Annotated in this window: 21 protein-coding genes; 12 read left to right on the top strand and 9 right to left on the bottom strand. The window is 71.4% G+C overall.

Features of this window, described 5'->3' with window-relative positions; translation table 11 throughout:
• Window position 1: 1 nt before the first annotated feature.
• Entirely contained in the window at window positions 2–1,228 is a 1,227-nt protein-coding gene (gene fabF, locus IEZ13_RS23775) for a beta-ketoacyl-ACP synthase II (RefSeq protein WP_183226130.1), read from the top strand.
• Complete coding sequence (locus IEZ13_RS23770; RefSeq protein ID WP_183226159.1) at window positions 1,225–2,601, top strand: carboxyl transferase domain-containing protein; 1,377 nt, start codon at window positions 1,225–1,227, stop codon at window positions 2,599–2,601. The genes fabF and IEZ13_RS23770 overlap by 4 nt, the downstream gene beginning before the upstream one ends.
• 442 nt (window positions 2,602–3,043) lie before the next feature.
• Here the strand turns inward: IEZ13_RS23770 and IEZ13_RS23765 are convergent, their stop codons facing one another.
• Window positions 3,044–4,771, bottom strand: a complete 1,728-nt coding sequence (locus tag IEZ13_RS23765) for a glycoside hydrolase family 3 protein (protein ID WP_183226131.1) — start codon at window positions 4,769–4,771, stop codon at window positions 3,044–3,046.
• 94 nt (window positions 4,772–4,865) lie between these two features.
• Window positions 4,866–5,357, bottom strand: a complete 492-nt coding sequence (locus tag IEZ13_RS23760; protein WP_183226132.1) for a DUF3145 domain-containing protein — start codon at window positions 5,355–5,357, stop codon at window positions 4,866–4,868.
• 246 nt (window positions 5,358–5,603) lie between these two features.
• Here IEZ13_RS23760 and IEZ13_RS23755 point away from each other — a divergent pair, with 246 nt between their 5' ends.
• A complete protein-coding gene (locus IEZ13_RS23755) occupies window positions 5,604–5,930 on the top strand; it encodes a hypothetical protein (RefSeq protein WP_183226133.1) in 327 nt (108 codons plus the stop codon).
• Between the two features lie 67 nt (window positions 5,931–5,997).
• Here IEZ13_RS23755 and IEZ13_RS23750 read toward each other — a convergent pair whose 3' ends face one another.
• Complete coding sequence (locus IEZ13_RS23750) at window positions 5,998–6,615, bottom strand: carbonic anhydrase (protein ID WP_183226134.1); 618 nt, start codon at window positions 6,613–6,615, stop codon at window positions 5,998–6,000.
• A gap of 180 nt (window positions 6,616–6,795) precedes the next feature.
• Between IEZ13_RS23750 and IEZ13_RS23745 the strand changes: the two genes are divergently transcribed.
• Together IEZ13_RS23745 and IEZ13_RS23740 are read left to right on the top strand one after the other, a co-directional pair.
• On the top strand, window positions 6,796–7,749 hold the full coding sequence (locus IEZ13_RS23745; RefSeq protein WP_183226135.1) for an alpha/beta fold hydrolase: 954 nt from the start codon (window positions 6,796–6,798) through the stop codon (window positions 7,747–7,749).
• A gap of 189 nt (window positions 7,750–7,938) precedes the next feature.
• The gene (locus IEZ13_RS23740) at window positions 7,939–10,062 is read left to right on the top strand and encodes a HelD family protein (protein ID WP_183226136.1); all 2,124 of its coding nucleotides are present in this window, start codon (window positions 7,939–7,941) and stop codon (window positions 10,060–10,062) included.
• A 10-nt stretch (window positions 10,063–10,072) separates the two neighbouring features.
• Here IEZ13_RS23740 and IEZ13_RS23735 read toward each other — a convergent pair whose 3' ends face one another.
• Complete coding sequence (locus IEZ13_RS23735) at window positions 10,073–10,999, bottom strand: SMP-30/gluconolactonase/LRE family protein (RefSeq protein WP_183226137.1); 927 nt, start codon at window positions 10,997–10,999, stop codon at window positions 10,073–10,075.
• 132 nt (window positions 11,000–11,131) lie between these two features.
• Between IEZ13_RS23735 and IEZ13_RS23730 the strand changes: the two genes are divergently transcribed.
• The 3 genes from IEZ13_RS23730 to surE all read left to right on the top strand — a co-directional run bounded on the left by IEZ13_RS23730 (window position 11,132) and on the right by surE (window position 13,919).
• On the top strand, window positions 11,132–12,049 hold the full coding sequence (locus IEZ13_RS23730; protein WP_183226138.1) for a cation diffusion facilitator family transporter: 918 nt from the start codon (window positions 11,132–11,134) through the stop codon (window positions 12,047–12,049).
• 68 nt (window positions 12,050–12,117) lie between these two features.
• Window positions 12,118–13,056, top strand: coding sequence for a 1-phosphofructokinase family hexose kinase (locus IEZ13_RS23725; protein ID WP_229794943.1), 939 nt, complete (start codon window positions 12,118–12,120; stop codon window positions 13,054–13,056).
• Between the two features lie 29 nt (window positions 13,057–13,085).
• Window positions 13,086–13,919 carry a 5'/3'-nucleotidase SurE gene (gene surE, locus IEZ13_RS23720; RefSeq protein ID WP_183226139.1) on the top strand — a complete coding sequence of 278 codons (834 nt, stop codon included), beginning with the start codon at window positions 13,086–13,088 and terminating at the stop codon, window positions 13,917–13,919.
• A 12-nt stretch (window positions 13,920–13,931) separates the two neighbouring features.
• Here the strand turns inward: surE and IEZ13_RS23715 are convergent, their stop codons facing one another.
• Entirely contained in the window at window positions 13,932–14,273 is a 342-nt protein-coding gene (locus IEZ13_RS23715; protein ID WP_183226140.1) for an STAS domain-containing protein, read from the bottom strand.
• Window positions 14,274–14,569: 296 nt separating this feature from the next.
• On the opposite strand from IEZ13_RS23715, the gene IEZ13_RS23710 reads away from it, so the two are divergent.
• The 3 genes from IEZ13_RS23710 to IEZ13_RS23700 all read left to right on the top strand — a co-directional run bounded on the left by IEZ13_RS23710 (window position 14,570) and on the right by IEZ13_RS23700 (window position 17,183).
• Entirely contained in the window at window positions 14,570–14,947 is a 378-nt protein-coding gene (locus IEZ13_RS23710; RefSeq protein ID WP_183226141.1) for a hypothetical protein, read from the top strand.
• A gap of 106 nt (window positions 14,948–15,053) precedes the next feature.
• Entirely contained in the window at window positions 15,054–16,505 is a 1,452-nt protein-coding gene (locus IEZ13_RS23705; protein WP_183226142.1) for a serine/threonine-protein kinase, read from the top strand.
• 105 nt (window positions 16,506–16,610) lie between these two features.
• Window positions 16,611–17,183 (top strand): hypothetical protein, encoded by a 573-nt coding sequence (locus tag IEZ13_RS23700; protein WP_183226143.1) that lies wholly within the window; start codon window positions 16,611–16,613, stop codon window positions 17,181–17,183.
• 30 nt (window positions 17,184–17,213) lie between these two features.
• Here the strand turns inward: IEZ13_RS23700 and IEZ13_RS23695 are convergent, their stop codons facing one another.
• The 3 genes from IEZ13_RS23695 to IEZ13_RS23685 all read right to left on the bottom strand — a co-directional run bounded on the left by IEZ13_RS23695 (window position 17,214) and on the right by IEZ13_RS23685 (window position 22,118).
• Window positions 17,214–18,998, bottom strand: coding sequence for a bifunctional metallophosphatase/5'-nucleotidase (locus tag IEZ13_RS23695; protein ID WP_183226144.1), 1,785 nt, complete (start codon window positions 18,996–18,998; stop codon window positions 17,214–17,216).
• A gap of 104 nt (window positions 18,999–19,102) precedes the next feature.
• The gene (gene argS / locus IEZ13_RS23690; RefSeq protein WP_183226145.1) at window positions 19,103–20,746 is read right to left on the bottom strand and encodes an arginine--tRNA ligase; all 1,644 of its coding nucleotides are present in this window, start codon (window positions 20,744–20,746) and stop codon (window positions 19,103–19,105) included.
• Window positions 20,747–20,894: 148 nt separating this feature from the next.
• Window positions 20,895–22,118, bottom strand: a complete 1,224-nt coding sequence (locus IEZ13_RS23685; protein ID WP_183226146.1) for an MFS transporter — start codon at window positions 22,116–22,118, stop codon at window positions 20,895–20,897.
• 31 nt (window positions 22,119–22,149) lie between these two features.
• On the opposite strand from IEZ13_RS23685, the gene IEZ13_RS23680 reads away from it, so the two are divergent.
• A complete protein-coding gene (locus tag IEZ13_RS23680) occupies window positions 22,150–22,581 on the top strand; it encodes a protein-tyrosine phosphatase family protein (protein ID WP_183226147.1) in 432 nt (143 codons plus the stop codon).
• Here IEZ13_RS23680 and IEZ13_RS23675 read toward each other — a convergent pair.
• Entirely contained in the window at window positions 22,571–22,720 is a 150-nt protein-coding gene (locus tag IEZ13_RS23675) for a hypothetical protein (protein ID WP_183226148.1), read from the bottom strand. The two genes, IEZ13_RS23680 and IEZ13_RS23675, sit on opposite strands and share 11 nt — an antisense overlap.
• Between the last annotated feature and the right edge of the window lie 106 nt (window positions 22,721–22,826).

The following is a 22,826-nucleotide window of genomic DNA, read 5'->3' as shown; positions in this document are numbered from 1 at the left end:
CATGAGCACCGTAGACGTCGTCGTCACCGGGCTCGGCGCGACGACCCCGCTGGGCGGGGACGTCGCGTCCACCTGGGACGCAATGCTCGCCGGTCGCTCCGGGGTGAGTCCGCTCACCCAGGAGTGGGCCGGTCAACTCGCGGTCCGGATCGCCGCCCAGCTCGCCGTCGACCCCGCCGAGGTCATCGAACGGGTCAAGCTGCGCCGGATGGACCGGGCCGAGGCGATGGCGCTGATCGCGGCGAAGGAGGCCTGGGCCGACTCCGGCCTGGCCGACTCGGGGCTCGACCCGGAACGGCTCGCGGTCAGCTACGGCACCGGCATCGGGGGTGCGATCACCACCCTCGAACAGGACGACATCCTGGAGAAGTCGGGGCCGCGGCGGGTCAGCCCGCACACCGTGCCGATGCTCATGCCGAACGGCCCGGCCGCGTACATCGGTCTGGAACTCGGCGCCCGCGCCGGTGTCCGGGCCATGGCCAGCGCCTGCGCCACCGGCGCCGAGGCGGTCGCGCTCGGGCTCGACCTGATCCGCGCCGGCCGGGCCGACGTGGTGGTGGCCGGCAGCACCGAGGCCGTGGTGCACCCGCTGCCGATCGCCGGTTTCGCCTCGATGCGGGCCATGTCGACCCGCAACGACGAGCCGGAGAAGGCGTCCCGCCCGTGGGACAAGAACCGGGACGGCTTCGTCCTCGGTGAGGGCGCGGGCGCGCTGATCCTGGAGCGGGCCGATCACGCCGTGGCCCGTGGCGCCCGGATCTACGCGCGGCTCGCCGGTGCGGGCATCACCTCGGACGGGTACGACATCGTCCAGCCCGACCCGGAGTGCCGGGGCGGCATCCGCGCCATGCGGATGGCCATCCAGGACGCCGGGCTGACCGGAGCCGACATCCACCACGTGAACGCCCACGCCACCTCGACCCCGGTCGGCGACATGGGCGAGATCAAGGGCATCAAGGCATCCGTCGGGACGCACCCCATCCTGACGTCGACCAAGTCGATGTCCGGCCATCTGCTCGGCGCGGCCGGCGCGCTCGAGTCGATCGCCACCATCCTGGCCCTCCGGGACGGCGTCATCCCTCCGACGATCAACCTCGACGAACCCGACGAGCGCCTCGACCTGGAGGTCGCGGCCCACAAGGCCCGGACCGCGGACATCCGCGCGGCGATGAACAACTCGTTCGGCTTCGGCGGCCACAACGTGGCACTGATCTTCACCAAGGTCTGACGCTGATCCCCTCCGGTCACCCCGATCCCGTCGACCACCGCGATCCGGAACAACGGCTCAAGGCGCTCTTCGACCGCGGCACGCTTCGGCTGCTGGCGGCGAGGGACGACTCGGGCGTGCTGCACGGGCGCGGCCAGGTCGACGGGACACCGGCGGTCGCCTTCGCCACCGACGCCACCCGGATGGGCGGCGCACTGGGCCTGGCCGGCTGCCGGCGCATCGTCACGGCGATCGACACCGCGGTCCGCGACCGCGTCCCGGTCGCCGGCCTCTGGCACTCCGGCGGCGCCCGCCTGGCCGAGGGCGTGGTCGCGCTGGACGGCGCCGGCCAGGTCTTCGCGGCCATGGTCCGGGCGTCCGGCCGGGTGCCGCAGATCTCCGCTGTGCTGGGCCCGGCGCTCGGCAGCGCCGCGTACGGTCCCGCCCTCACCGACATCGTGATCGCGAGCCGGGCGGGCCGGGTCTTCGTGACCGGCGACGCCCCCTCCGGCCCGTCCGGCGCCGCCGGCTCCGAGGTCGTTCACCTCATCGCCACGAACGACGCCGAAGCCCTGGCCCGGACCCGCGAGATGATCCTCCTGCTGGGCCGTCAGGGCCGCCTCTCCCCCGACGACGTGACCCTCGGCAGCCGCGGCGGCGGTTCCCCGGACGCTCTCCTGCCGTCCGGCACGGACCTGCCCTACGACGTGAAACCGCTGATCCAGGCCCTGCTCGACGCCGCCGGCACGGAACTGCACGCCGACTGGGCGCCGAACATCGTCACCGTCCTGGGCCGTTTCGCCGGCCGCACGGTCGGCGTGGTGGCCAACAATCCGCTGGTCCTGGACGGCTCCCTGGACGCCGGCGCCGCCGAGAAGGCCGCCCGCTTCGTCCGGATGTGCGACGCCCTGGCCGTCCCGCTGATCGTCCTGGCCGACACCCCCGGCTACCTGCCCGGCCCGGGCCACGACGGGGACGGCGTGGTCCGCCGCGGCGCCAAGCTGCTGCACGCCTTCGCCGACGCGGTGGTGCCCCGGGTCACCCTGGTCACCCGCCGGGCCTACGGCGGCTCGTACATCGCCATGAACTCCCGTGCCCTAGGTGCCACCGCCGTCTTCGCCTGGCCCACCGCCGAGGTGGCGGCCCTGACCCCCGAGGCCGCGGTCAACGTCCTGCACCGCAAACGCCTGGCCGCCACTCCACCCGGCCAGCGCGCCCACCTCCGTGAACACCTGGCCACCCACGAGTCGGCCCAGACCGGCGGCATAGACCGGGCGGTGGAGATCGGCGTGGTCGACGCCGTCATTCCGCCCACCCACACCCGCCGCCGCATCGCGCTGGCCCTGGCAGCCGCCCCCGCCGGCCGGGGCGCCCACGGCAGCATCCCCCTCTGAAACCGCCAAACCCCATTCCCGGTACGCGTGACGCCGCCCCGCCATATTGCGGCCGTCCCGCCGGCGCCACGCGAGCATCTGCCGGGTCTGGCCTGTGCCGCGCCCGCCGGGCGTAGATCGGTGGTCCCGGCCGGCCCTGAGGGCTGCCTCGAACGCGTTGAGACATCCGTTCCCAGGCTCGTTTCGCCGACCAGCGCACACGTAACGGTTTGCGTGGTCGCCCGCCCGCGTCATAGCGGCAGGCCGGGCACACGAACGGCGCGACGTGAGCGGCCGCCGGGCCCGACAGCGCGGGCCCGCTACGTCCAGGTCGCGCGGGGAGCCGGACCACCGAGCTCAGCCCGGCGGGCGCGGCACGGGCGCGACCCGGCAGCCTGCTCGCGCGGAGCGGGCGGGACGGGGAATCTCGGCGGAGGGCGGGGTCACCCGTACCGGAAAGGGTCTATGCGGCGCAAGCGGTCCGGGGGAGTTTGCCGACCGCGATGGGTGACCGGCCCGGCGCCGCGGCCTTTCCGGCGATCACCGCGGCGAGCGCCTCCATGGAGAGCCTGCTCGACGAGTAGGTGGCGATCAGCGTCGGCGAGGTGGCCGCCGCGAGCAGGCCGGGCGAATCCATCATCACGGTGATCGCCGCCCGGTCGTCGAGGTCGACTCGCTCGTCGCCGTAGCCGGCCAGGTGGATGACCGTGCCGCCGGACGTCTGGACCGGGACGCCGGCCGCCTGGAGGGCTTTGATCAGGTTGGTCCGGGCGACCTCGCGGCTGGCCGGGGCGGTGACCGAGACGGGCCCGGTGGTCAGCGGCCCGGCGCACCGGCCCCGCAGGATCGTGACGGCGGCGGCATCGGCGGCGGCGACGGCCTTCTGGTGGGCCGCGGAACCGACCACCGCGAGGTCCGGCTGCGGGGTGAGCGCGGTGGTGAACTTCAGGGTGAGGATGCGGGTGACCGCCTCGGTGAGGCGTTCCCGCTTGAGGCTGCCGGTCTTCAGGCCGGCCAGGATGCCGTCCCGGGCCGCGCCGATGTCCGGTGGCATGAGCAGCATGTCGTTGCCGGCGTTGAGGGCCCGCACGGCCGCCTCGCCGGCCGGCCACTTCTTGGCGGGGGCCATGTTCATGGCGTCGGTGACGGCCACCCCGGTGAACTTGAGCTGCCCGCGCAGCACCTCGGTCATGATCTTGTGGGAGAAGGTGGCCGGGACGCCCTTGTCGACCGAGGCCAGGTTCAGGTGGCCGGACATGACCAGGCCGGCGCCCGCCTCGATCCCGGAACGGAACGGCGGCAGGTCCTGCGTCTCCCACGCCCCGCGGCTCTGGCCGATCAGCGGCAGCTCGCTGTGGCTGTCGGCGGTGGTGTGACCGTGCCCGGGGAAGTGCTTGAGCGTCGCGGCGACCCCGGCCGACTGGAGGCCGCGGACCGCGGCGGCGACCTGTCCGGCGTTCACCCTGGCGTCGCTGCCGAACGAGCGTGATCCGATCACGCCCCCGCCGCCGGTGTTCAGCGTGTCGGCGACCGGGGCGAAATCGACGGTGATGCCCATCGCGGCGAGCTCCTCGCCGGCGGCGTGCCAGGCCGCCTCGGTGAGGGCCGGTTTCCGGGCGGCGCCGAACGCCATCGCGGACGGCAGCATGGTGACCCCGTCGGCGACCCGGGTGACGACGCCGTACTCCTGGTCCATGCCGATCATCAGCGGCGCGGTGGCGGGCAGTCCCGCGGCCGCCTGCTGGAGCCCGGTGGTGAGCTCACGGACCTGCTTCGGGTTCTCGACGTTGGTGGTGGGGTTGGTCGTGCTGGTCGGGTCGTCCACGGTGAATCCGACCAGGATGAGGCCGCCGAGCCGGTACTTCGTGATCATCTCGGCCGGGGTGTCGACGCCGGCCAGGCCCTGGTTGGCCTTCGCGTTGTCCGGGTCGACCGCGGTGGCCGAGCTGCCGTAGGCGTAGGGCATCAGCACCTGCCCGGCCAGGTCCTCGTCACTGAGCCGGGCCACCACCTCGGCGGCCCGCGCGGCCGGGTCGCCCACGGGGGCGCCGGACGCCGACGGCGGGACGCTCGCCACCGGCGGGACGGATCCGGTCGCGGCCGGGGTCGGCGCCGGCTCGTCGCCACATGCTCCGAGAAGCAGGAGCAGCGGTACGACGAGAGCGCGCGACAGAGTCTTCACGATCGCCATCGAACCAGTTCACGGCAAACGTCGCCACTTGACCCCCACCCGCGTTTTGGGCACGGTTCAGACAGTTTTGCCCTGGTAGCCGGGTGCAAGACGGTCAGCCGACCCGGGTGAGCAGGGTCACCGGCGCACCGTCGCCGGCGTAGCGGTAGGGCTCCAGCTCGACGTCCCACGCGGTGCCCAGCGCCTTCTCCAGCGCATGCGACAACGCCTCGGGCGCACGGACCGAGGACATGATGGCGCGCAGCCGGTCCTCACCGAGCTGGATGTCACCCGAAGCGCCCGTCACCCCGTGGAACAGCCCACGGCCGGGGACGTGCATGAACCGCTCCCCGTCGACACCCGGGCTGGGTTCCTCGGTGACCTCGAATCGGATCATGGGCCACTGTCGCAGGGCAGCAGCCAGCTCGGCGCCAGTACCGGCGCGACCGGTCCAGCTGCACTCGGCTCGGCGCATGCTCGGATCGACCGGTTGCACGGTCCATTGCAGATTGACCGGCGCGGTCAGGACGCGCGCGATCGCCCACTCGACATGCTGGCACACGGCGAGTGGGGTCGAGTGGACGTATACGACGCCACACGTTGGCACGGTGACCTCCCGGAGACCGAGGTGCGTCTTCCCCTACGACCTCGACCCGCGGTTGATCGTGTCCCATGATGCCGGGTGGTACGGACGGTGCGCCAGAGAATCCGCAACATCGACTATGGGAGCGGCCGTAGTGGCATACCCTGCCCAACGCTGTTACCTGCTCCGACGGTATGGTCCCGGGGCCGTCGTGTAGAGTTGCCACGGCCTTTTTTCTGCCTTTTCAGCTTTCCTTCAAGGAGTACCGCCGTGGCGAGCAACACTTCAAAGACCGCCCGCGCATCAGTCCGCGCCGGCCAGGGCAGCGGTGGCGCCCTCAGCGTGCTCGGTGAGTACAAATACCTCATCCCGCTCGCCAACGGCCGCTTCGCGTATGTGCGCAACCTGACCAACGGCAAGACCACGCACCTGCAGACCAACTCGGACGCGTTCGTCGAGGAGATCCGGGTGCTGGCGGCCGCCGGTCACGGTGCCAAGATCCGTGCTGAGCTGACCAGCCTGAACACCGTCAACCCGGAGCACGGCTGGGCCGACGTCGAGAAGCGGCTCGTGGACGCCGGCGTCTTCGAGGGCTGAGCAAGCGCATCGAAAAGGCGCCTCCCGGTTTTCCCGGGAGGCGCCTTTTTGCATGATCAGCACAAGATCAGTCGAGGAATTCGACCCATCCGCTGTCCAGGTCGTAGACGGCGCCGACCACCCGGACGCGGCCCGCGGCGATCTCCCCGGCCAGATCCGGGTTCTCGCGCAGCCGCTCCGCCGTCCGCCCGACGTGCTTGCGGATCGCCTTCTCCGCGGCGTCCTCGTCGTCCAGCCCCACCTCGTGCACGGCCGGCGCCAGCTGGTCCACCAGGTAGCCGACCGAGCCCGAGTCGCTGCCCGGGGTGGCGCCGTCCCGCAGCGCCTGCACGGTGGCGTGCACCGCGCCGCAGCGCTTGTGCCCGACCACCAGGATCAGCGCGACACCCAGCTCGGTCACCGCGAAGTTGATCGAGCCGATCAGCGAGCGGTCCAGCACGTGCGCCCCGGAACGGGCCACACAGATCGAGCCGAACGACTGATCGAAGATCGCCTCCAGCGGCACCCGGGAGTCGATGCACCCGAACACCAGTGAGTGCGGCTTCTGCCCCTGCGCGGTGGCCGCCGCCTGAGCGACGTCGTGGCCGTAGCGGGGGTGGCCGTAGACGAAACGTTTGTTGCCCGAGATGAGCTCGCTCAAGGCGGCTGCGGGCGTGCTGACCTGGGCATCGCGAGTGGCCGTCATGAAGGTGATTCTCGTCGGCCCGGCGGTTCGCAACAGTGTTTGCGAGCTAACTCACGGTCCAGAGGACTTCGGCCCCTGCCAGCCGGAAATTGGATCGAAACACGCTGGCAATCGCGATGATCGCGAGTGATGATTATTACCCGTGGGTAAGCGGGGACCGTGACCATCACGGAGGTACCCATGCAGACGCGTTCCGAGATCACCACGGCCGACGGCACCCGTCTGCATCTGTCGATCTCCGGCCCCCAGGACGCCCAGGTCACCGTGGTGCTGGCGCATGGCTGGTGCCTCGACCGCCGGACCTGGCAGCACCAGATCACCGCTCTCGCCGGGATGGGCCGCCGGGCCCCACGGGTGATCGCCTTCGACACCCGCGGTCACGGCCGGTCCGGCGCCACCCGGTTGCGCGAGGCCACGCTGGCCCGGCTCGGCGACGACATGGCCGAGGTGATCCGCCGCTGCGCGCCAACCGGCCCGGTCGTTCTGGCCGGGCATTCGATGGGCGGGATGACGATCATGGAGTATGCCCACCGCCATCCCGGCGAGTTCGCCGCGCGGGTGGCCGGCCTGCTCCTGATCTCGACCACCGCCGAGGGCCACACCCACACCCGGTACGGACTGCCCGGCAGCCTGGCCAACCTGCTGAGGGCCGGCGAGACCTTCGGGGCGGGGCTGCTCGCCCGTTCCGGCACCTGGCGCCCGCACCGGGCCGTGCTGCCCGCGCTGCGGCCGGCCCTGCGCTGGCTGCTCTTCGGTGACGACTGCGCCGAGGAGGCCATGCTGCTGACCATGCGCAGCCTGGGCCGGGCGCCGCTGCGGTCGATCGGTGGCTTCCGCGAGTCGGTCGGCGCCCAGCGGCGGCTGGACACGCTGGCCGAGCTGAGCGGGATGCCGGCCACCGTGCTGGTCGGCGACCGGGACCGGCTCACCCCGCCGGCCTGCGCGGAGTCGATCGCCGGGGCGCTCACCGGGGCCCAGCTGACCGTGCTGGCCGGGGCCGGGCACATGCTCCCGCTGGAGCGGCCGGCGGAGGTGTCGGAGGCGCTGGTCGCGATCGTCCGCCGGGCCGCCCGGGACGCCAAGCGGGCTCGTCGCGCGATGACACGCCCGAGCCGCTGCTCCCGCGCCGCCTAGGGTCCGCCCCGATCGTTTCCTCCGGAAATACACATCTCGCGAGGTTTCGGCGAGGATCCTGGGAAGTTCCGACCACGGGGTGACCGCCGGGGCTCGTTCGACGCGGACCGGGGCGTAGGAGTAAGTTCGATTGCCCCCTTCGCGCCGAGCGCGCTTTGGTGGTGCGCCATGAGAGGGAGAACAGCGGACTTGAGCGACACCACCGTCCTGCAACAGGAGATCGCGGTCGAGCAGCAGCACGTGGACCGCGTCTACGCCCGCCTCGCCGAACTGCGCCGGGATGCCTCCCGTGCCGAGAAGGAGGGCTACCGCCTGGCCGGGGTGGGCACCTTCGGGGCGCTGGTGGAGCGCGACGCGATGGTCTTCCACGCGGCCCGCCGCCGGCACGCCCTCGACACGGAGTACGAGGGGCTCGTCTTCGGCCGCCTCGATCTCAAGACCGGCGCCACCCACTACGTGGGCCGGATGGGCATCCGCGACGACGGCTCGAAACCGCTGGTGGTGGACTGGCGGGCGCCGGCCGCCGCGGCGTTCTACCGGGCCACCCCGGCCGAGCCGCTCGGCGTGGTCCGGCGCCGCATGATCCAGTCCAGCCGGGAGAGGGTCACCGGCATCGAGGACGACCTCCTCGATCCGGAAGCGGCTCCCGACGGCATGCGTGTGGTCGGTGACGGCGCGCTGCTGGCCAGCCTGGCGAAGGCGACCGGCCGCGGGATGCGGGACATCGTCGCCACCATCCAGCGCGAGCAGGACGAGGCGATCCGCTCCCCCGCCTCCGGTGTGACGATCGTGACCGGCGGCCCGGGCACCGGGAAGACCGCGGTGGCGCTGCACCGGGCGGCCTACCTGCTCTACTCGGACCGCAGCCGGTTCGCGGGCGGCGGCATCCTGGTGGTGGGCCCGTCCGGCGTCTTCGTGGAGTACATCGCGACCGTCCTGCCGTCGCTCGGCGAGGAGACGGCGACGCTGCGCTCGCTCGGCTCGCTGGTGCCCGGCTACGACGCCACCCGGGTCGACTCCGGCGAGGTGGCCGCGATCAAGGGCTCGCTGCGGATGCGGCGGGTGCTGGAGCGGGCCTCGCACGACGCGGTGCCCGGAGCGCCGACCGAGCTGCGCCTGCTCTACCGGGGCACGCTGCTGCGGCTGGACGCGCAGGCGCTGGACCAGATCCGGCGCAAGGTGCTGCAACGCGGGGCACGGCGCAACGAGGTCCGTGGGCACGGTTTCGACCGGGTCTTCGACGCGCTCTGGGCGCAGGCCCGGGAGGCGCGGGTGACCGGGCTGCCGGAGAAGAAGGAGTTCGAGTCGGAGCTGGCCGACCGCACCGACTTCCGGGAGTTCCTGAAGGCGTGGTGGCCGCGGTTCACCCCGATGCGGGTGCTGCGCTGGCTGGCCGATCCGGGACGGCTCCGGGCGTACGCGAACGGCCTGCTCTCCCGGGACGAGATCGCCGCGTTGCAGGGCTCGTTCGACGCGCTGGGCGAGCACGGGCCGACGATCTCCGACGTGGCGCTGCTGGACGAGCTGGACGAGCTGATGGGCCGCCCCCGGCAGCCGCAGCGGAAGACGAAGAACCCGTTCCACGTCCGGGACGGGATCCAGGAGGTCAGCACGTTCGCGGACCGGCAGGCGGCGGCCCGCGCCCAGCAGGTGCGGCGCGAGGAGGACTACCGGGAGTTCGCGCACGTGGTCGTCGACGAGTCGCAGGACGTGACGCCGATGCAGTGGCGGATGATCGGGCGGCGCGGGCAGTACGCGTCCTGGACGATCGTCGGCGACCCGGCGCAGACCGCGTGGTCCGGCGACCTGGATGAGCTGGACCGGGCCCGCGATCGCGCGCTGGGCAGCCGCAAACGCAACAGCTACGCGCTGACCACGAACTACCGGAACTCGTCGGAGATCTTCGAGGTGGCGGCGCGCGTCATCCGTACGATCATGCCGGATCTGCCGTTGCCCTCCGCGGTGCGCAGCACCGGCGTCGAACCGGCCGATGTGTCGGTGACCACCGGCGGTCTTCCGGAGGCGGTGCGGGAGCTGACCGAGAAGCAGCTCGCCGAGGTGGACGGCACGATCGGCGTGATCATGCCGGTGCCGCGGCACGACGAGGTGGCCGGCTGGGTGGCCGGGCTGCCGGAGCGGGTCCAGGTGGTGACCGCGCTGGAGGCCAAGGGCATGGAGTACGACGCCGTCGTGCTGGTCGAGCCGTCGCAGATCGCGACCGACCCGGCCGGGGTCCGCACCCTCTACGTGGCCCTGTCCCGCGCGACGCAGCGACTGACCACGGTGGGCACGAACCCCGGCTGGCTTCCCTGAGGACCAGACCTCAGGGAATCGGCACGGAGACCGCGTCGTAGGTGGTCTCCGGGGTCGGCGGGGTGGTGAAGCGGGCGTTCGGGAGGTAGAAGCGCTCGCGGTACTCGGCGATGGTGGTCGGCACGTCGAAGCTCGGGTCGGTGGTCACCGACACCGGGGTCCCGGTCGTCCCGGACCGGTTCAGCCTGATCTCGGCGATCTGGTTGAGCCGGTTCTGCACCACGTAGAGGTCGCGGCCGCGGAGCCAGAGGCCGTCGCCGTTGGTGAGCAGCGTGTCGCCGACGTCGATGCGTGACGTGACGCCGGAGTAGGAGACCCGGAACAGGAATCCGGTGTTGGACTGCACGATGATCAGGCCGCGGCCGTCCGGCGTCCGACTGATGCCGTTGGCGTTGTTGCCGGTCAGCAGCTCGATGTCGCCGGTGAGCGGGACCGCGGTGGCCGCCCCGGGCAGTTTGCCGTGCCGGCCGAAGGGCACCTTGAACAGAACGAGGTTGCGCGAGTCGGTGAACCACGCGGCCTCATCGGTGACGATCACGTCGTTGATGAACGTGTTCGAGCCCACCGGTTGCAGCCGGTAGGACCGGAGAACCCGGCCGGTGCGCAGGTCGATGACCCGGGCGTCGCCGCCTGCGCCGCCGGCCACGAAGAGCCGGCCGTCGTCGATCTTGAGGCCCAGCGAGGCGGTCCCCGGGCCCTCGCTGAACACCGCGCCCTCCCCGGTCCGCAGGTCGGCGCGGTAGATGTCGCCGTCGACACGGGAGCCGAAGTAGGCGTAGGGCTTCCCGCCGATCGCGATCCCCTCCGGCTGGAAACCGCTCGGCAGGGTGATTGTGCTGGGTAGAGGGCTGGTCCGGGCCGCTGAGGCGGGCGCGGCGGTTACCGTCACCGCACATGCGGTGAGGCAGAGAACGTTCGCAAGGGTACGTCGAAGCACGAAACTTCCTTTCCGATGCAGAACGGGTCATCAAGATTCTCATCGCACGGCACCGGGGTCACAACCGTTTGCACATATAGCAATGTCCGCATACATTAGCGGCGGCCTGCCGGACGACGGAGGGTAAACGACATGGGAGCCGGCCACGACCACGGAACCCGGGACCTGCTCACCAGCGGGGCCGGGCATCGACGGCGCCTCTGGTGGGCGGCCGGGCTGCTGACCGTCTTCATGGTCGTCGAGGCGGTCGCGGCCGGGATCACCGGATCGCTGGCGCTGCTCTCCGACGCCGGGCACATGTTCACCGACGTGCTGGCGATCGCGATGACCCTGGCCGCGATCACCGCCGCCCACCGGGCGGGCACCGACTCGGGCCGCACCTACGGGCTCTACCGGCTGGAGGTGCTGGCCGCGCTCGCCAACGCGGCACTGCTCACCGTGGTGGCCGGGTTCGTCCTGGTGCAGGCAGTGCAGCGGTTCACCGATCCACCACACGTGCCGGCCGGCTGGATGCTGGTGGTGGCGGTCGGCGGCCTGCTGGCAAACCTGGTGGCGTTCGCGCTGCTGCGCTCGGGGGCCAAGGAGAACATCGGGGTGCGCGGGGCCTACCTGGAGGTGCTCGGTGATCTGCTCGGGTCGGCCGGGGTCATCGTGGCGGCGCTGATCATCTGGCGCACCGGGTGGGCGTACGCGGACCCGATCGTCGCCGTCCTGGTGGCCCTGATGATCCTGCCGCGTACCTTCGCCCTGGGCCGCTCGGCGATCCGGATCCTGGTCCAGGCCGCCCCCGAGCACCTGGACGTGGCCCGGGTCCGGGAGCGGCTGGCCGCCGTGCCGGGCGTCTGCGACGTGCACGACCTGCACGTCTGGACGCTCACCGAGGGCATGGACGTGGCCTCCGCACACCTGCGGCTGGACCCGCGGGCGGAGCTGGGCACGGTGCTCACCGCGGCGCGCGAGGCGCTGCACGAGGACTTCCGGATCGACCACGCCACGCTCCAGGTGGAGCCGGCCGGGGCGGCACGGGACTGCACGCCGGTCAGCTGGTAAAACTTCGAGCTTTAAACCTGATCTGTACTTTTTGCGAACCGCCACGCCGGATGCGCGAAAAGATAACAATGCGAGACATGAGTGACGGGCGAGTCATGGTCTTCGCGCCGGCCCCACAGCTGACGGTGACCATCGAGCAACACCACGACGAGCCCGAGCTGCACGTCCATCCGGGCGGCCAGGGCATCTGGCAGACCCGGATGATCACGTCGCTCGGGGCCCGGGTGACGCTCTGCGCGGCGGCCGGCGGCGAGGTGGGCCGGGTTCTGGCCCCACTGCTGGCACTGCCCGGCGTCACGCTGCGGCTGGTCATGCGCGAACACGGCAGCGGCTGGTACGTGCACGACCGGCGGGGCGGCAGCCGCCAGGAGATCGCCGAGCGTCCCGGCACCCCCCTGTCCCGGCACGAGCTGGACGAGCTGTACAACCTGACGCTCGCCGAGGGCCTGCGGGCCGGCATCGCCATCCTGAGCGGCCCGGCCCATCCCTCGGTGATCAAACCCGAGGTGTACGGCCGCCTCGCCGCCGATCTGCGGTCGAACGGCTGCAAGGTGATCGCCGACCTGTGCAGCCGCCACCTGGCCGCGGTGCTGGAGGCCGGCATCACCGTCCTCAAGATCAGCCACGAGGAGCTGATCGCCGACGGGATGGCCCCGGACGGCAGCACCGGATCGCTGGTGAAGGCGCTCATCCAGCTGCACGAGAACGGTGCCGAGACGGTGCTGGTCTCCCGGGCCGACGAGGGCGCGCTGGCCCTCTTCGACGGGGAGATCTACACGGTGGCGCTGCCCCGGCTCACCCCCGCCGAACACCGGGGCGCCGGCGACTCGATGACGGCCGGGGTCGCCGCCACTCTGGCCCACGGGGGCCATATCGAGGAGGCTGTACGTACCGGGGCGGCGGCAGGGGCACTGAACGTCACCCGGCACGGGCTCGGCACCGGGCACGTGGACGCGGTCCGGGTCCTCACCGAGCGGGTCCGGCTGACCCCGATAGAGAAGGCATGATGACCCCTCAACCGGGCAAGCAACCCCGAATGCGCATTCTGATCACCAATGACGACGGCATCGAGGCGCCCGGGATCCGCTGGCTGGCCCACGCGGTGGCACACGCGGGGTACGACGTGGTGGTGGCCGCGCCGCTGAGTGAGTCCAGTGGTAGCAGCGCCTCGATGACCGCGGTCGTGAAGGACGGCAAGATCGTCTCGGAGCAGCGCGAACTCGCCGGGATCAAGAACATTCCGGCGTACGGGGTGGCCGCCTCCCCCGCCTACATCGTCCTGCTGGCGCTGCGGGACGCCTTCGGGCCGGCGCCGGACATCGTGCTCTCCGGCATCAACCGGGGCGCCAACGCGGGCGCCGCCGTGGTGCACTCGGGCACGGTCGGCGCCTGCCTCACCGCCTCGCACGCCGGGATGCACGGCCTGGCCGTCTCGCTCGACGTGCTGACCCCGGCGGCGGCCACCGCGGCCAGTGGCGGCGCCGCCATCGCCGCCCTCGACCACCTCGACGACGAGCAGCACCACTGGGGCAGCGCGGCCGACCTCGCGGTCCGCCTGCTGCCTTCGCTGCTGCACACCCCGCCCGGCACGATCTTCAACCTGAACGTCCCGGACCTGCACGTGGACGGCATCCGCGGACTACGGCAGGCGACCCTGGCGGGTTTCGGCCAGGTGCAGATGAGCATCGCCGAAGCGGGTGACGGCTATGTCCGGACCGCCGTGCAGGCCGCCGAGGAGACCCCGGACCCCGGCACCGACCTGGCCGCGCTCGCCGAGAACTTCGCCGTGGTCACCCCGATCCGGGCGCCCGCGGAGGCCGACGTCCGGATCAACGTCGGCGCCGTCCAGGTGCAGACGCCCGCCTTCTGAGCGGGCACCGCGTCAGGCGGTGACGGTCTCGTCGAAGGGCTGTGGGTTGCCGAAGAGGCCGAGCAGCCCGGTGACCCAGAGCTGCCGGTGCGCGAAGCGGCTGGGCCGGGTGACCACCAGCTTGACACCGCTGACCCCGGCCAGCTGGAACGCGGCCACCAGGGCGCTGATGCCGACCGAGTCGATGAAGGTCACATGCCGCATGTTGAGCTCGATCCGGGCAGGGGATCCGGAGGACAGCTGAGCCGCCACGGCCTCACGGATCTCAAACGCGTTCTCGACATCGATCTCGCCTCGCGGGGAGACCTCCACCGCGCCGTCGGCCAGCGTCGACGTCGTTATCGACAGCGTCACGCCTCTTCCCTCCACCCGCCCGGTCGCTCCGGGCGTTGTTCCTTTAAACGCGAGAATCGGCCATGCCGACCTTGGACAAGACGGCACGACTCCTCCCCGGAAGGTTCGGTAGAAACTGCCCGAAAGGTTAGGCGCCGAACCTGTTAGTCACCTGAGTGGTCCGTGTGAACCCGGTCAACCCTACTGCGCCGCGTCAAATCGTTTTGGAACCGTGATGGCGTCCACAGCGGACGTTTGCGGAGGGTTGATCCGGGGCAAGCTCCCCCGGGAAGACCGTGCAACCGGAGGTGCAGACGATGTTCTCGAGGAAGAACCAGGCCGAGAAGACCGCCGAGGAGGCCTGGGAGCATCTCCAGAGCGCGTGGGCCACGGCCGGGAAGAGCGCCGGCCGGGCCGGGCGGAAGAGCCGGAAGGTCGCCGGGCGGGCCGGCGATCGAGTGACCTATGTCACCGACGAGGCGTGGGCCCGGGCCAACGCGGCCGCGAGCGCCCTCGCCGGCCGGCGGCCGCGACGCCCCTGGGGCGTGATCGTCGCGGCCGGCCTGGTCGGCATCGCCGCCGGTTGGGTGGCCGCCGGCACCGCGCGGGCCGCCCTGGAGCGGCAGGCCGAGAACGAGGAGATCGAGCTGGCCGAGACGGCCGTCATGGTGACTCCGGCGCCCGACGAGAGGTGACCCGGCGAGGCCGTTTCCGCAGGCCCTTGCCGACCTCCCGCGAAAGGCCACGGCTCTGTACAGTTGAGCGGCATTCGGCTTGAACTCCTACAGATAAGGTCCGCTGGTGCTCAACGCGGGAAACCTCCTGGACAACCGTTACCGGTTGGACGAGCGCGTCGCCACCGGCGGGATGGGCGACGTCTGGCGCGGCACCGACGTCGTGCTGGGCCGGACCGTCGCGGTCAAGGTGCTGCGCACCGCGATGCTGGAGGATCCGGAGTTCGCCGCCCGTTTCTACGGCGAGGCCCGGATGATGGCGGCGTTCCGTCACCCCGGCGTGGTCGAGGTCTACGACTACGCGAGCGACGGCGACTACGAGGGCCCGGAGAAGGTCGCCTATCTGGTGATGGCCTTCGTGGAGGGCGAGCCGCTCTCCGCCCGGGTCAAGGAGGGCCAGCTCGGGGTCGCCGAGACCATGTCGATCGTGGCGCAGGCGGCCGACGCGCTGCACGCCGCCCACGAGAACGGGATCGTCCACCGCGACGTCAAGCCCGGCAACCTGATCGTGAAGCCGACCGGCGCGGTGATCCTGGTCGACTTCGGCGTGGCCCGGTCCAATGCGATGACCAGCGTCACCGGTGTCAACGCGATCGTCGGCACCGCCCTCTACATGGCGCCGGAGCAGGTGGCCAAGGGCAACCTGACGCCGGCCACCGACATCTACGCGCTGGGAGCGGTGGCCTACCACTGCATCGCCGGTGTGCCGCCGTTCGACGGGGACAACGCTCTCCAGGTGGCGCTGCGCCATCTGGAGGACGATCCGGACCCGCTGCCCGACCACGTTCCGTACGAGGTTCGTGACCTGATCGCCCGGGCGATGGCAAAGCAGCCGGCCGACCGGTTCCAGAGCGCCGCCGAGTTCGCCGAGGCGGCGTTCGCCGTGGCCGGGCCGATGGACTGGAAACGGCTCACCGGCACCACGCTGGCCGCCCCGATCAGCCCGGCCGCCCGGATGGGCAGCGGGCAGTTCCCGGTCACCCGGATGGGGACCGGCCAGTTCCCGACCATGCCGATCAGCCCGGCCGCGCCCCGGCCGGCGCCGATGCAGCGTGCCGTCCCGGCGCCGGTCCCGTTCACCCGGCCGGGCTCCAAGGCGGCGCAGCCACCGGCGCAGCGTCTGCTGATGTTCGCGATCCTGGCCCTCTTCCTGGTGGCCGGCGGCATCGGCGTGGCGTTCGCGTTCAAGGGCGACACGCCGGCCCCGGGCAGCACCGGCAAGCAGAACCAGGGCAATCAGGCCGACCCGATCGGCCCGCCGCCGCCGAGCGCGGAGGACTCCCCGTCCGCGGTGGAGACCTCGGAGACCAACACCCGGCCGACCAGGACGAAGAAGACGCCGGCGAGCCGTTCGGCCAGCCCGTCGTCGGCCTCGCCGTCGGTGTCGTCGTCGGCGCCGGATCCCACGGATCCGACGACCACCCCGACGACCGAGCCGACGACCGACCCGACGACCACGGCGCCGACGACACCGACGACGGATCCGGTCACCGACCCGCCGGTGAACCCGGGCGGCTGAGCGCCGCACCTGAAAAACAACTAATCCTCAACTCGGGCGGACCACAGCCGATCATCCCGATGGCACGGAGAAGCATCCGGCCGCTAGGGGAAGGTCCACCGCACGATGACCATGAATACTCCGCCGTGGGCCAGACCGCCGGATCCGGGTCCGGCGCCGGTCGCCCCGCCGGTCGACCCGACCGGTCACCGGCACGGCCAGCTGCTCGTCCGCTTCCCCGGGGAGGTGCACGCGGCGGGCCGCCCGGAGGCGCCGTCCTGGCGCCCGGTGGTGTACTGGACGTTCTTCCTCAGCGCGCTCGGCGTCATCTCGGCGCTGCGGCGGTCCGGTCGGGCCCGCGGGTACGGCCGTAAGCGCTCGCCCTACTGGATCGCCTACGGCGTGACGGTGGTGGGCGGCGCCGCCGTCTGGGCGGCGCTGACCTTCAGCGTGGCGGTTCCGGCCTACCACGCCTATCAGGAGGACCGGATCACCACGGTCCTCCAGGACACCCTCGCCGTGGACAGCCGGATCGCCAAAGAGGTCGGCGAGTTCACCGCTGTCGCCTGCCTGGGCGAGAGCGACCGGAACGCCGAGGGGCTGCGCACCTATCTGTGCACGTTCGAGCTGCCCACCGGCAAGAGCACCGGCATGTACGTGGCGGCCGACGCCCGCGGCAACTGGCAGCAGGAGGAGTGAGCGGGCCGGTCACCCGGCCCGCTCCCCCGATCAGAAGACCGGCACGCCCTCGCGGACGAGCTGCCAGTTCCGCACCGAGAAGTCGGCCGGGTCGATCCGGCCCTTCGCCTGCGCCCAGTCGATGAGCAGCTGGCGGATCTCCTGCTGCTCGTTGTAGACCTGGGTCTTCACGATGCCCGGGAAGCTGCCGCCGCCGGAGCGCCGGTAGTTGTTGACCGCGACCACGAACCGCGCGTCGGCGGCGACGTCCACCCCACCGATCTGGAGGCGGGTGATCCGGCTGCCGACCGGTTTGCTGATGTCGATGTCGTAGTCGACGCCGGAGAGCACGTCGTAGTTGTAGTCCGGCACGGCCGGGTCGCTGATCGTCTCCGGGTTCACCGGGGCGCCGACCGCGTGCGTGACGAAGTACTTCGCCGAGTACTCCAGGTACGCCTTCACCTCGGCGCCGGTCAGCACGACCGCTTCCAGGGTGTTGTCGTAGATGTAGAGCCCGGCCACGTCCTTGATCTTGACGTCGCCCTGCGGGAACACCGCGGTCCGGCTGAACGGCGCGGCGATCGACAGGACCGGCAGGCTCGCGTACTCGGAAGCGGCCAGCGCCGCCGTGACGGTGTCGGTCTGCACCTTGTTGATGTAGTCGAGGATCGGGGTGTCCTCGTACCGGCTGGTGGCGGCGGACAGCTCCACCGTCGAGGCGGCGACGACCTGGTTGACGTAGGTCACCGTCTTCTCGTGCTGCCTGCGCACCGCGGCGAGGACCTTGGGGTCGGCCTCGACGGTGTTGGTGTTCAGCGACGTCGCGGCCTTCGTGGTGATCTTCCACTGGCCCTTGACGCGGGTGATGTCGAAGTCCATCTTCGTGAGCCGCTGGCCCCACTTCGACGGCTCGGAGAGCAGCACCTGCTCGCCGGTCTTCAGGTTGGTGACGAACCGCTGCGGCACCTCGCGGTGCGCGTGGCCGAAGAGGATCGCGTCGATGCCGGGCACCTGCTCGGCGATCAGCGCGGTGGGGTTCTCGTTCGGCAGTTCCGGGCCGTAGCTGGAGGTGCCGCTGTCGCCGCCGTGCGCGGAGATCAGCACGACGTCGGCGCCGCGGGCCCGCATGATCGGCACCCACTTGGCGGCCGTGGCGATCATGTCGGCGAACTGGAGCTTGCCCTCGACGTTGGCCCGGTCCCAGATCGCCGAGCCGGGGTTGGTGAGACCCAGGATGCCGACGCGCAGGGTGGGCGCGTGGCGGCCGAGCGAGACCTTCTTGATGACGTACGGCGTGAACGCCGGCTTCCCGGTCTTCACACTGATCGCGTTGGCGGCCAGGGCCGGGAAGCCGAGCTGACGGATCCACAGGTTCAGCAGCGGCAGACCGTAGTTGAACTCGTGGTTGCCCAGCGTGACGGCGTCGTAGTGCAGCACGTTCATGGCGCGGGCCATCGGGTGCTTCTCACCGGTCGCGGTGATCGGCTCCTGCTTGGCGTAGTACGTGGCCAGCGGGGTGCCCTGGATCGTGTCACCGGCGTCCAGCACCAGCACCGGGCCGGTCGCCTCGGCGCGCAGCCTGTTCACCAACGCGGCCAGCTTGGCCACGCCGACGTCGTTGTGGGCGCTGTCGTCGTACTCCGCGTCCTTGTAGTAGTCCCAGTTGTAGACGTTGCCGTGGGTGTCCGACGTGCCCAGAACGGTGAGCCGGTAGGTCTTCTCCACGGCCGTGCCGCCGGCCTGCGCGCCTGACGAGGAGACGAGCGGCGCGGCGACGGTGGCGGCTGCCGACGCGGCGAGGACGCTCCGCCGCGAGACGCCGGTGGGAAGGGTCATTGCGAACCTCTCAACATCGGATCGATCGCGCCTTGTGGGCGCCGAAACCAGCACCCTAACGGCCGATCACCTGATCGGTCGATGAATCGGGGATTGCCTGGTGATCAAATCTGGTCGAGGGCCTCGACACCGAGGAGAAACATTCCGGTGTGCAGGGTCCGTGCGGTCAGCGCGCAGAGGGCCAGCCGGCTGCTCCGCGTCTCCGGTTCGGCGTCGATCACCCGGCACCGCTCGTAGAACCGGCTGAACGTGCTGGCGAGCTCGTACAGGTAGGTGGCGATCCGATGGGGTTCCCGCGGTCCGGCGGCCGCGGTCAGCGCCGGTTCGAAACCCATCAGCGCGAGGGCGAGCGCCCGCTCCGCGGGCTCAGTGATCCGGATCGGTCCCGGCGCGCCCTCGGCCCTCCGTGAGATGGAGCAGATCCGGGCGTACGCGAACTGCAGGTACGGTCCGGTGTTCCCGGTCGAGGCGAGCATCCGGTCCCAGTCGAAGACGTAGTCGCCCCGCCGGTCCCCGGAGAGGTCGGCGTACTTGATCGCGGCGATGCCCAGCGCCGGATCGGTGGCCCGGGAGTCCGCCTCGTCGAGCAGCCCGGAGAGCCGGACCGTGTCACCGGCCCGGGTCTTGAGCATCTTGCCGTCGGCGCCCAGGATCGAGCCGAACCCGATGTGCTCGGCGCTGACCGTCTCCGGCAGCCACCCGGCCGCCCGGGCCACCGCGAAGACCATCCCGAAGTGGATCCGCTGCGGTGACCCGACCACGTAGAGCAGTTCGTCCGCGCCGAGATCGGACACCCGGTGCCGGAGTGCGGCGAGGTCGGTCGCGGCGTACCCGAATCCGCCGTCGGCCTTGCGCACGATCAGCGGGAGCGGCGCGCCGTCCCGGCCGGTGAAGCCCGCCGGGAAGGCGCAGAGGGCGCCGTCGCTCTCGGTCAACAGGCCCTTCTCCGCCAGTTCGGCAGCGATGCCGGCGAGTTCGTCCTGGTAGGTGCTCTCCCCGGCGAAGTGCTCCGGGCCGAGGGTGACACCGAGCCGGTCGTAGACGCCCAGGAACGCCTTCTCCGACTGGGCGACCAGCCGCCGCCACAGCTCCCGGGTCGGCCCGTCGCCGTTCTGCAACGCCACCACCCGCAGCCGGGCCCGGATCCGGAAGTCCTCGTCGGTGTCGAACCGCACCCGGGCCGCCCGGTAGAAGGCGGTCAGGCCGGCGAGCGAGTGCCCGGTCCCGTCGGCCGCCTCGGCGAGGTGTTCGAGCAGCATGCCGAACGGGGTGCCCCAGTCGCCGATGTGGTTGACCCGGTGCACGTCGTGGCCCTGCCAGTCGAGGAGCCGGGCCAGCGAGTCGCCGATGATCGTGGACCGCAGGTGGCCGACGTGCATCTCCTTGGCCAGGTTCGGTGAGGAGTAGTCGATGACGATCCTCTTCGGATCCGGCACCGGCGGCACGCCCAGCCGCGGATCGCCGGCGATCGCGTCCAGGGCCGTGGCGATCCAGTCGTCGGCGACGGTCAGGTTGAGAAAGCCCGGCCCGGAGACCGTGACCTCGGCGATCCCGGTCAGGTCAGCGGTGGCGGCCACCTCGGCGGCGATCTCCCGCGGTGGCCGGTGCAGCCGGCCGGCCAGGGCGAGCGCCGCCCCGGACTGGAGATCGGCGTGCGGGGAGGACCGGACGGCCGGGTCCACCGGTGTGCCGGCGACCGCCGCGAAGGCGGGCGCCAGCCGGTCGTGCAGGAGTGATTCGAGATTCATGGTCCGGCCTCTCGACGAATGCGGAGGCGGGTCGGACCGACCACTGCTGTCCAGTGCCGGCGGGTGTCGACCCGCCGGGAGGAAAGCAGAGCTTCAGCGGCGGCCCTCGGGACGCCGGCGTCGCACGCTGAAGCAAGACATGCCGGGACTATAGCTGATCGTCGTGCGCGATCCGGGTCATCTGCGGCCAGAGGAGGATCAGGAAGACGGCCGAGGCGGCGAACGCGGCCCAGAACGGGGCGACGATGCCGTACTGCTTGGCCAGCAGTCCGCCGATCGCCGACCCGGCGACCAGACCGGCGTACACGCAGATGGTGTTGACCGCGTTGACCCGGCCCTGAAGGTGCTCCGGCACGGCCCGCTGGCGGACCGTGGTGGAGGTGGTGCTCCAGATGAAGGCGTGCGCGCCGAACAGGAAGAACACCGGCAGCGCCACCAGCGGGGAACGGGTCGCGGCCAGGATCAGGTGGGTCACGGTCTCGATGATCAGGCCGATCCGCATCACGTTGCCGAGGCTCACCCGGGCGGTGATCCAGCCGTACAGGGCGGTGCCGAACAGGCCGCCGACCGCCGAGACGGTGGTGATCAGGCCGAACCCGAAGTCGCCGAGCCCGAGCCGGTCCCGGGCGTAGAGCACCAGCACCGCCCAGGCGGCGCCGAACGCCAGGTTGAAGATCAGGATGGTGAGGCAGAGGGTACGGACCGGCGGGTGGTGCAGCACCCAGCGGAAGCCCTCGACGATCTCGCGGCGCACGTTCGGGCTGCCGGTACGGCCGTGCGGCGGCAGCTTGACCCGGCTCACCAGCAGCATCCCGGCGAGGACCAGCAGCACCTCGGACACCAGCGGCCAGGACCGGCCCAGGGTGAACAGCGCGGCGCCGATCGACGGCCCGGCGAGCTGGTTGAAGGTGATGAAGCCGGTCTGGAGACGGGCGTTGGCCAGCGCCAGGTCGTCCCGGCCCACCAGCATCGGGGTGAGCGTGCCGGTGGTGTTGTCGGCGAACACCTCGGCCGTGCTGATCAGCGCGACGCCGATCAGCGCCGCCACGACCGTCAGGTGGCCGGTGGCCAGCGCGGCGATCATGGCCAGCAGGACCACGGCCCGGAAGGCGTTGGCGGCCAGGACGATCATGCGGCGGTCGTACCGGTCGGAGAGGACACCGGCCCAGAGACCGCAGATCAGCGGCGGCGCCCAGGTGGTCAGGGCGGCCAGGGCGATCAGGAACTCGTCGGAGGTGAGCGAGGCGACCAGCAGCGGACCGGCCGCGGCGGCGATGCCGTCACCGAGGTTGGTCGTCCAGGACGACGCGAGCAGCCAGCGGAAACTCGTTCCGAGGCGGGTGGGCAGGAGGGTCTGGACGAGGGGACTCACAAGGTGAGCACCCTACTGGCACGATCTAGCCATGGCGGATGGCTGGGACGAGGGCGCCGACGGGGTGATCCGGCTGCCGTCCGGACGGCTGATCCGGGGCCGCGGGCTGCGACGGGCGATGCCGACCGGGCACCCGCCCCGGTTCGGGGTCTATCTGCTGGGCTCGCCGCCGCCCGAGTTCGGGTGGACCAGCCGGTGGATCAGGTGGCCCGACTTCTGGCTGCCGCGCGATCGCGCGTACGCCGAAGAGGTTTTGACCGAAGCCCTGTGCCGCGCCGAGGGTGAGCGGGTCGAGGTCGCCTGTGGTGGTGGCATCGGCCGGACCGGCACCGCGCTGGCCTGCCTGGCCGTGCTCGACGGTGTGCCGCCGGATCAGGCGGTGGCCTGGGTCCGGCGGCACTATCACCCGCAGGCGGTGGAGACGCCCTGGCAGAAGCGGTTCGTCGCGCGTTTCAGGAGGTGACGGCCGGCGCCACCTTCGGATCGAGAGCCGTGATCAGGTCGCCGAGGCGGTCCAGCAGCTCGCCGTCGGCCGGCAGGTCCGCGACGCTGCGCCTGATCCCGGCGTCCGAGGCCAAGGGCGTGGAGTTCGACGTCCTCACCCAGCTGCCCTGACCCCAGGAGCGATGTCAGGACTGTGCCATCGCTGCTGCAGCCTCGCGGATCGTGGCAGAACTTTGACATGAACTTTCCCGGGCCCTCCGCCAG

The organism is Actinoplanes campanulatus, assembly GCF_014647795.1.
GTDB classification, from domain to species: domain Bacteria; phylum Actinomycetota; class Actinomycetes; order Mycobacteriales; family Micromonosporaceae; genus Actinoplanes; species Actinoplanes campanulatus.
This window is presented reverse-complemented; position numbering and strand designations above follow the sequence as displayed.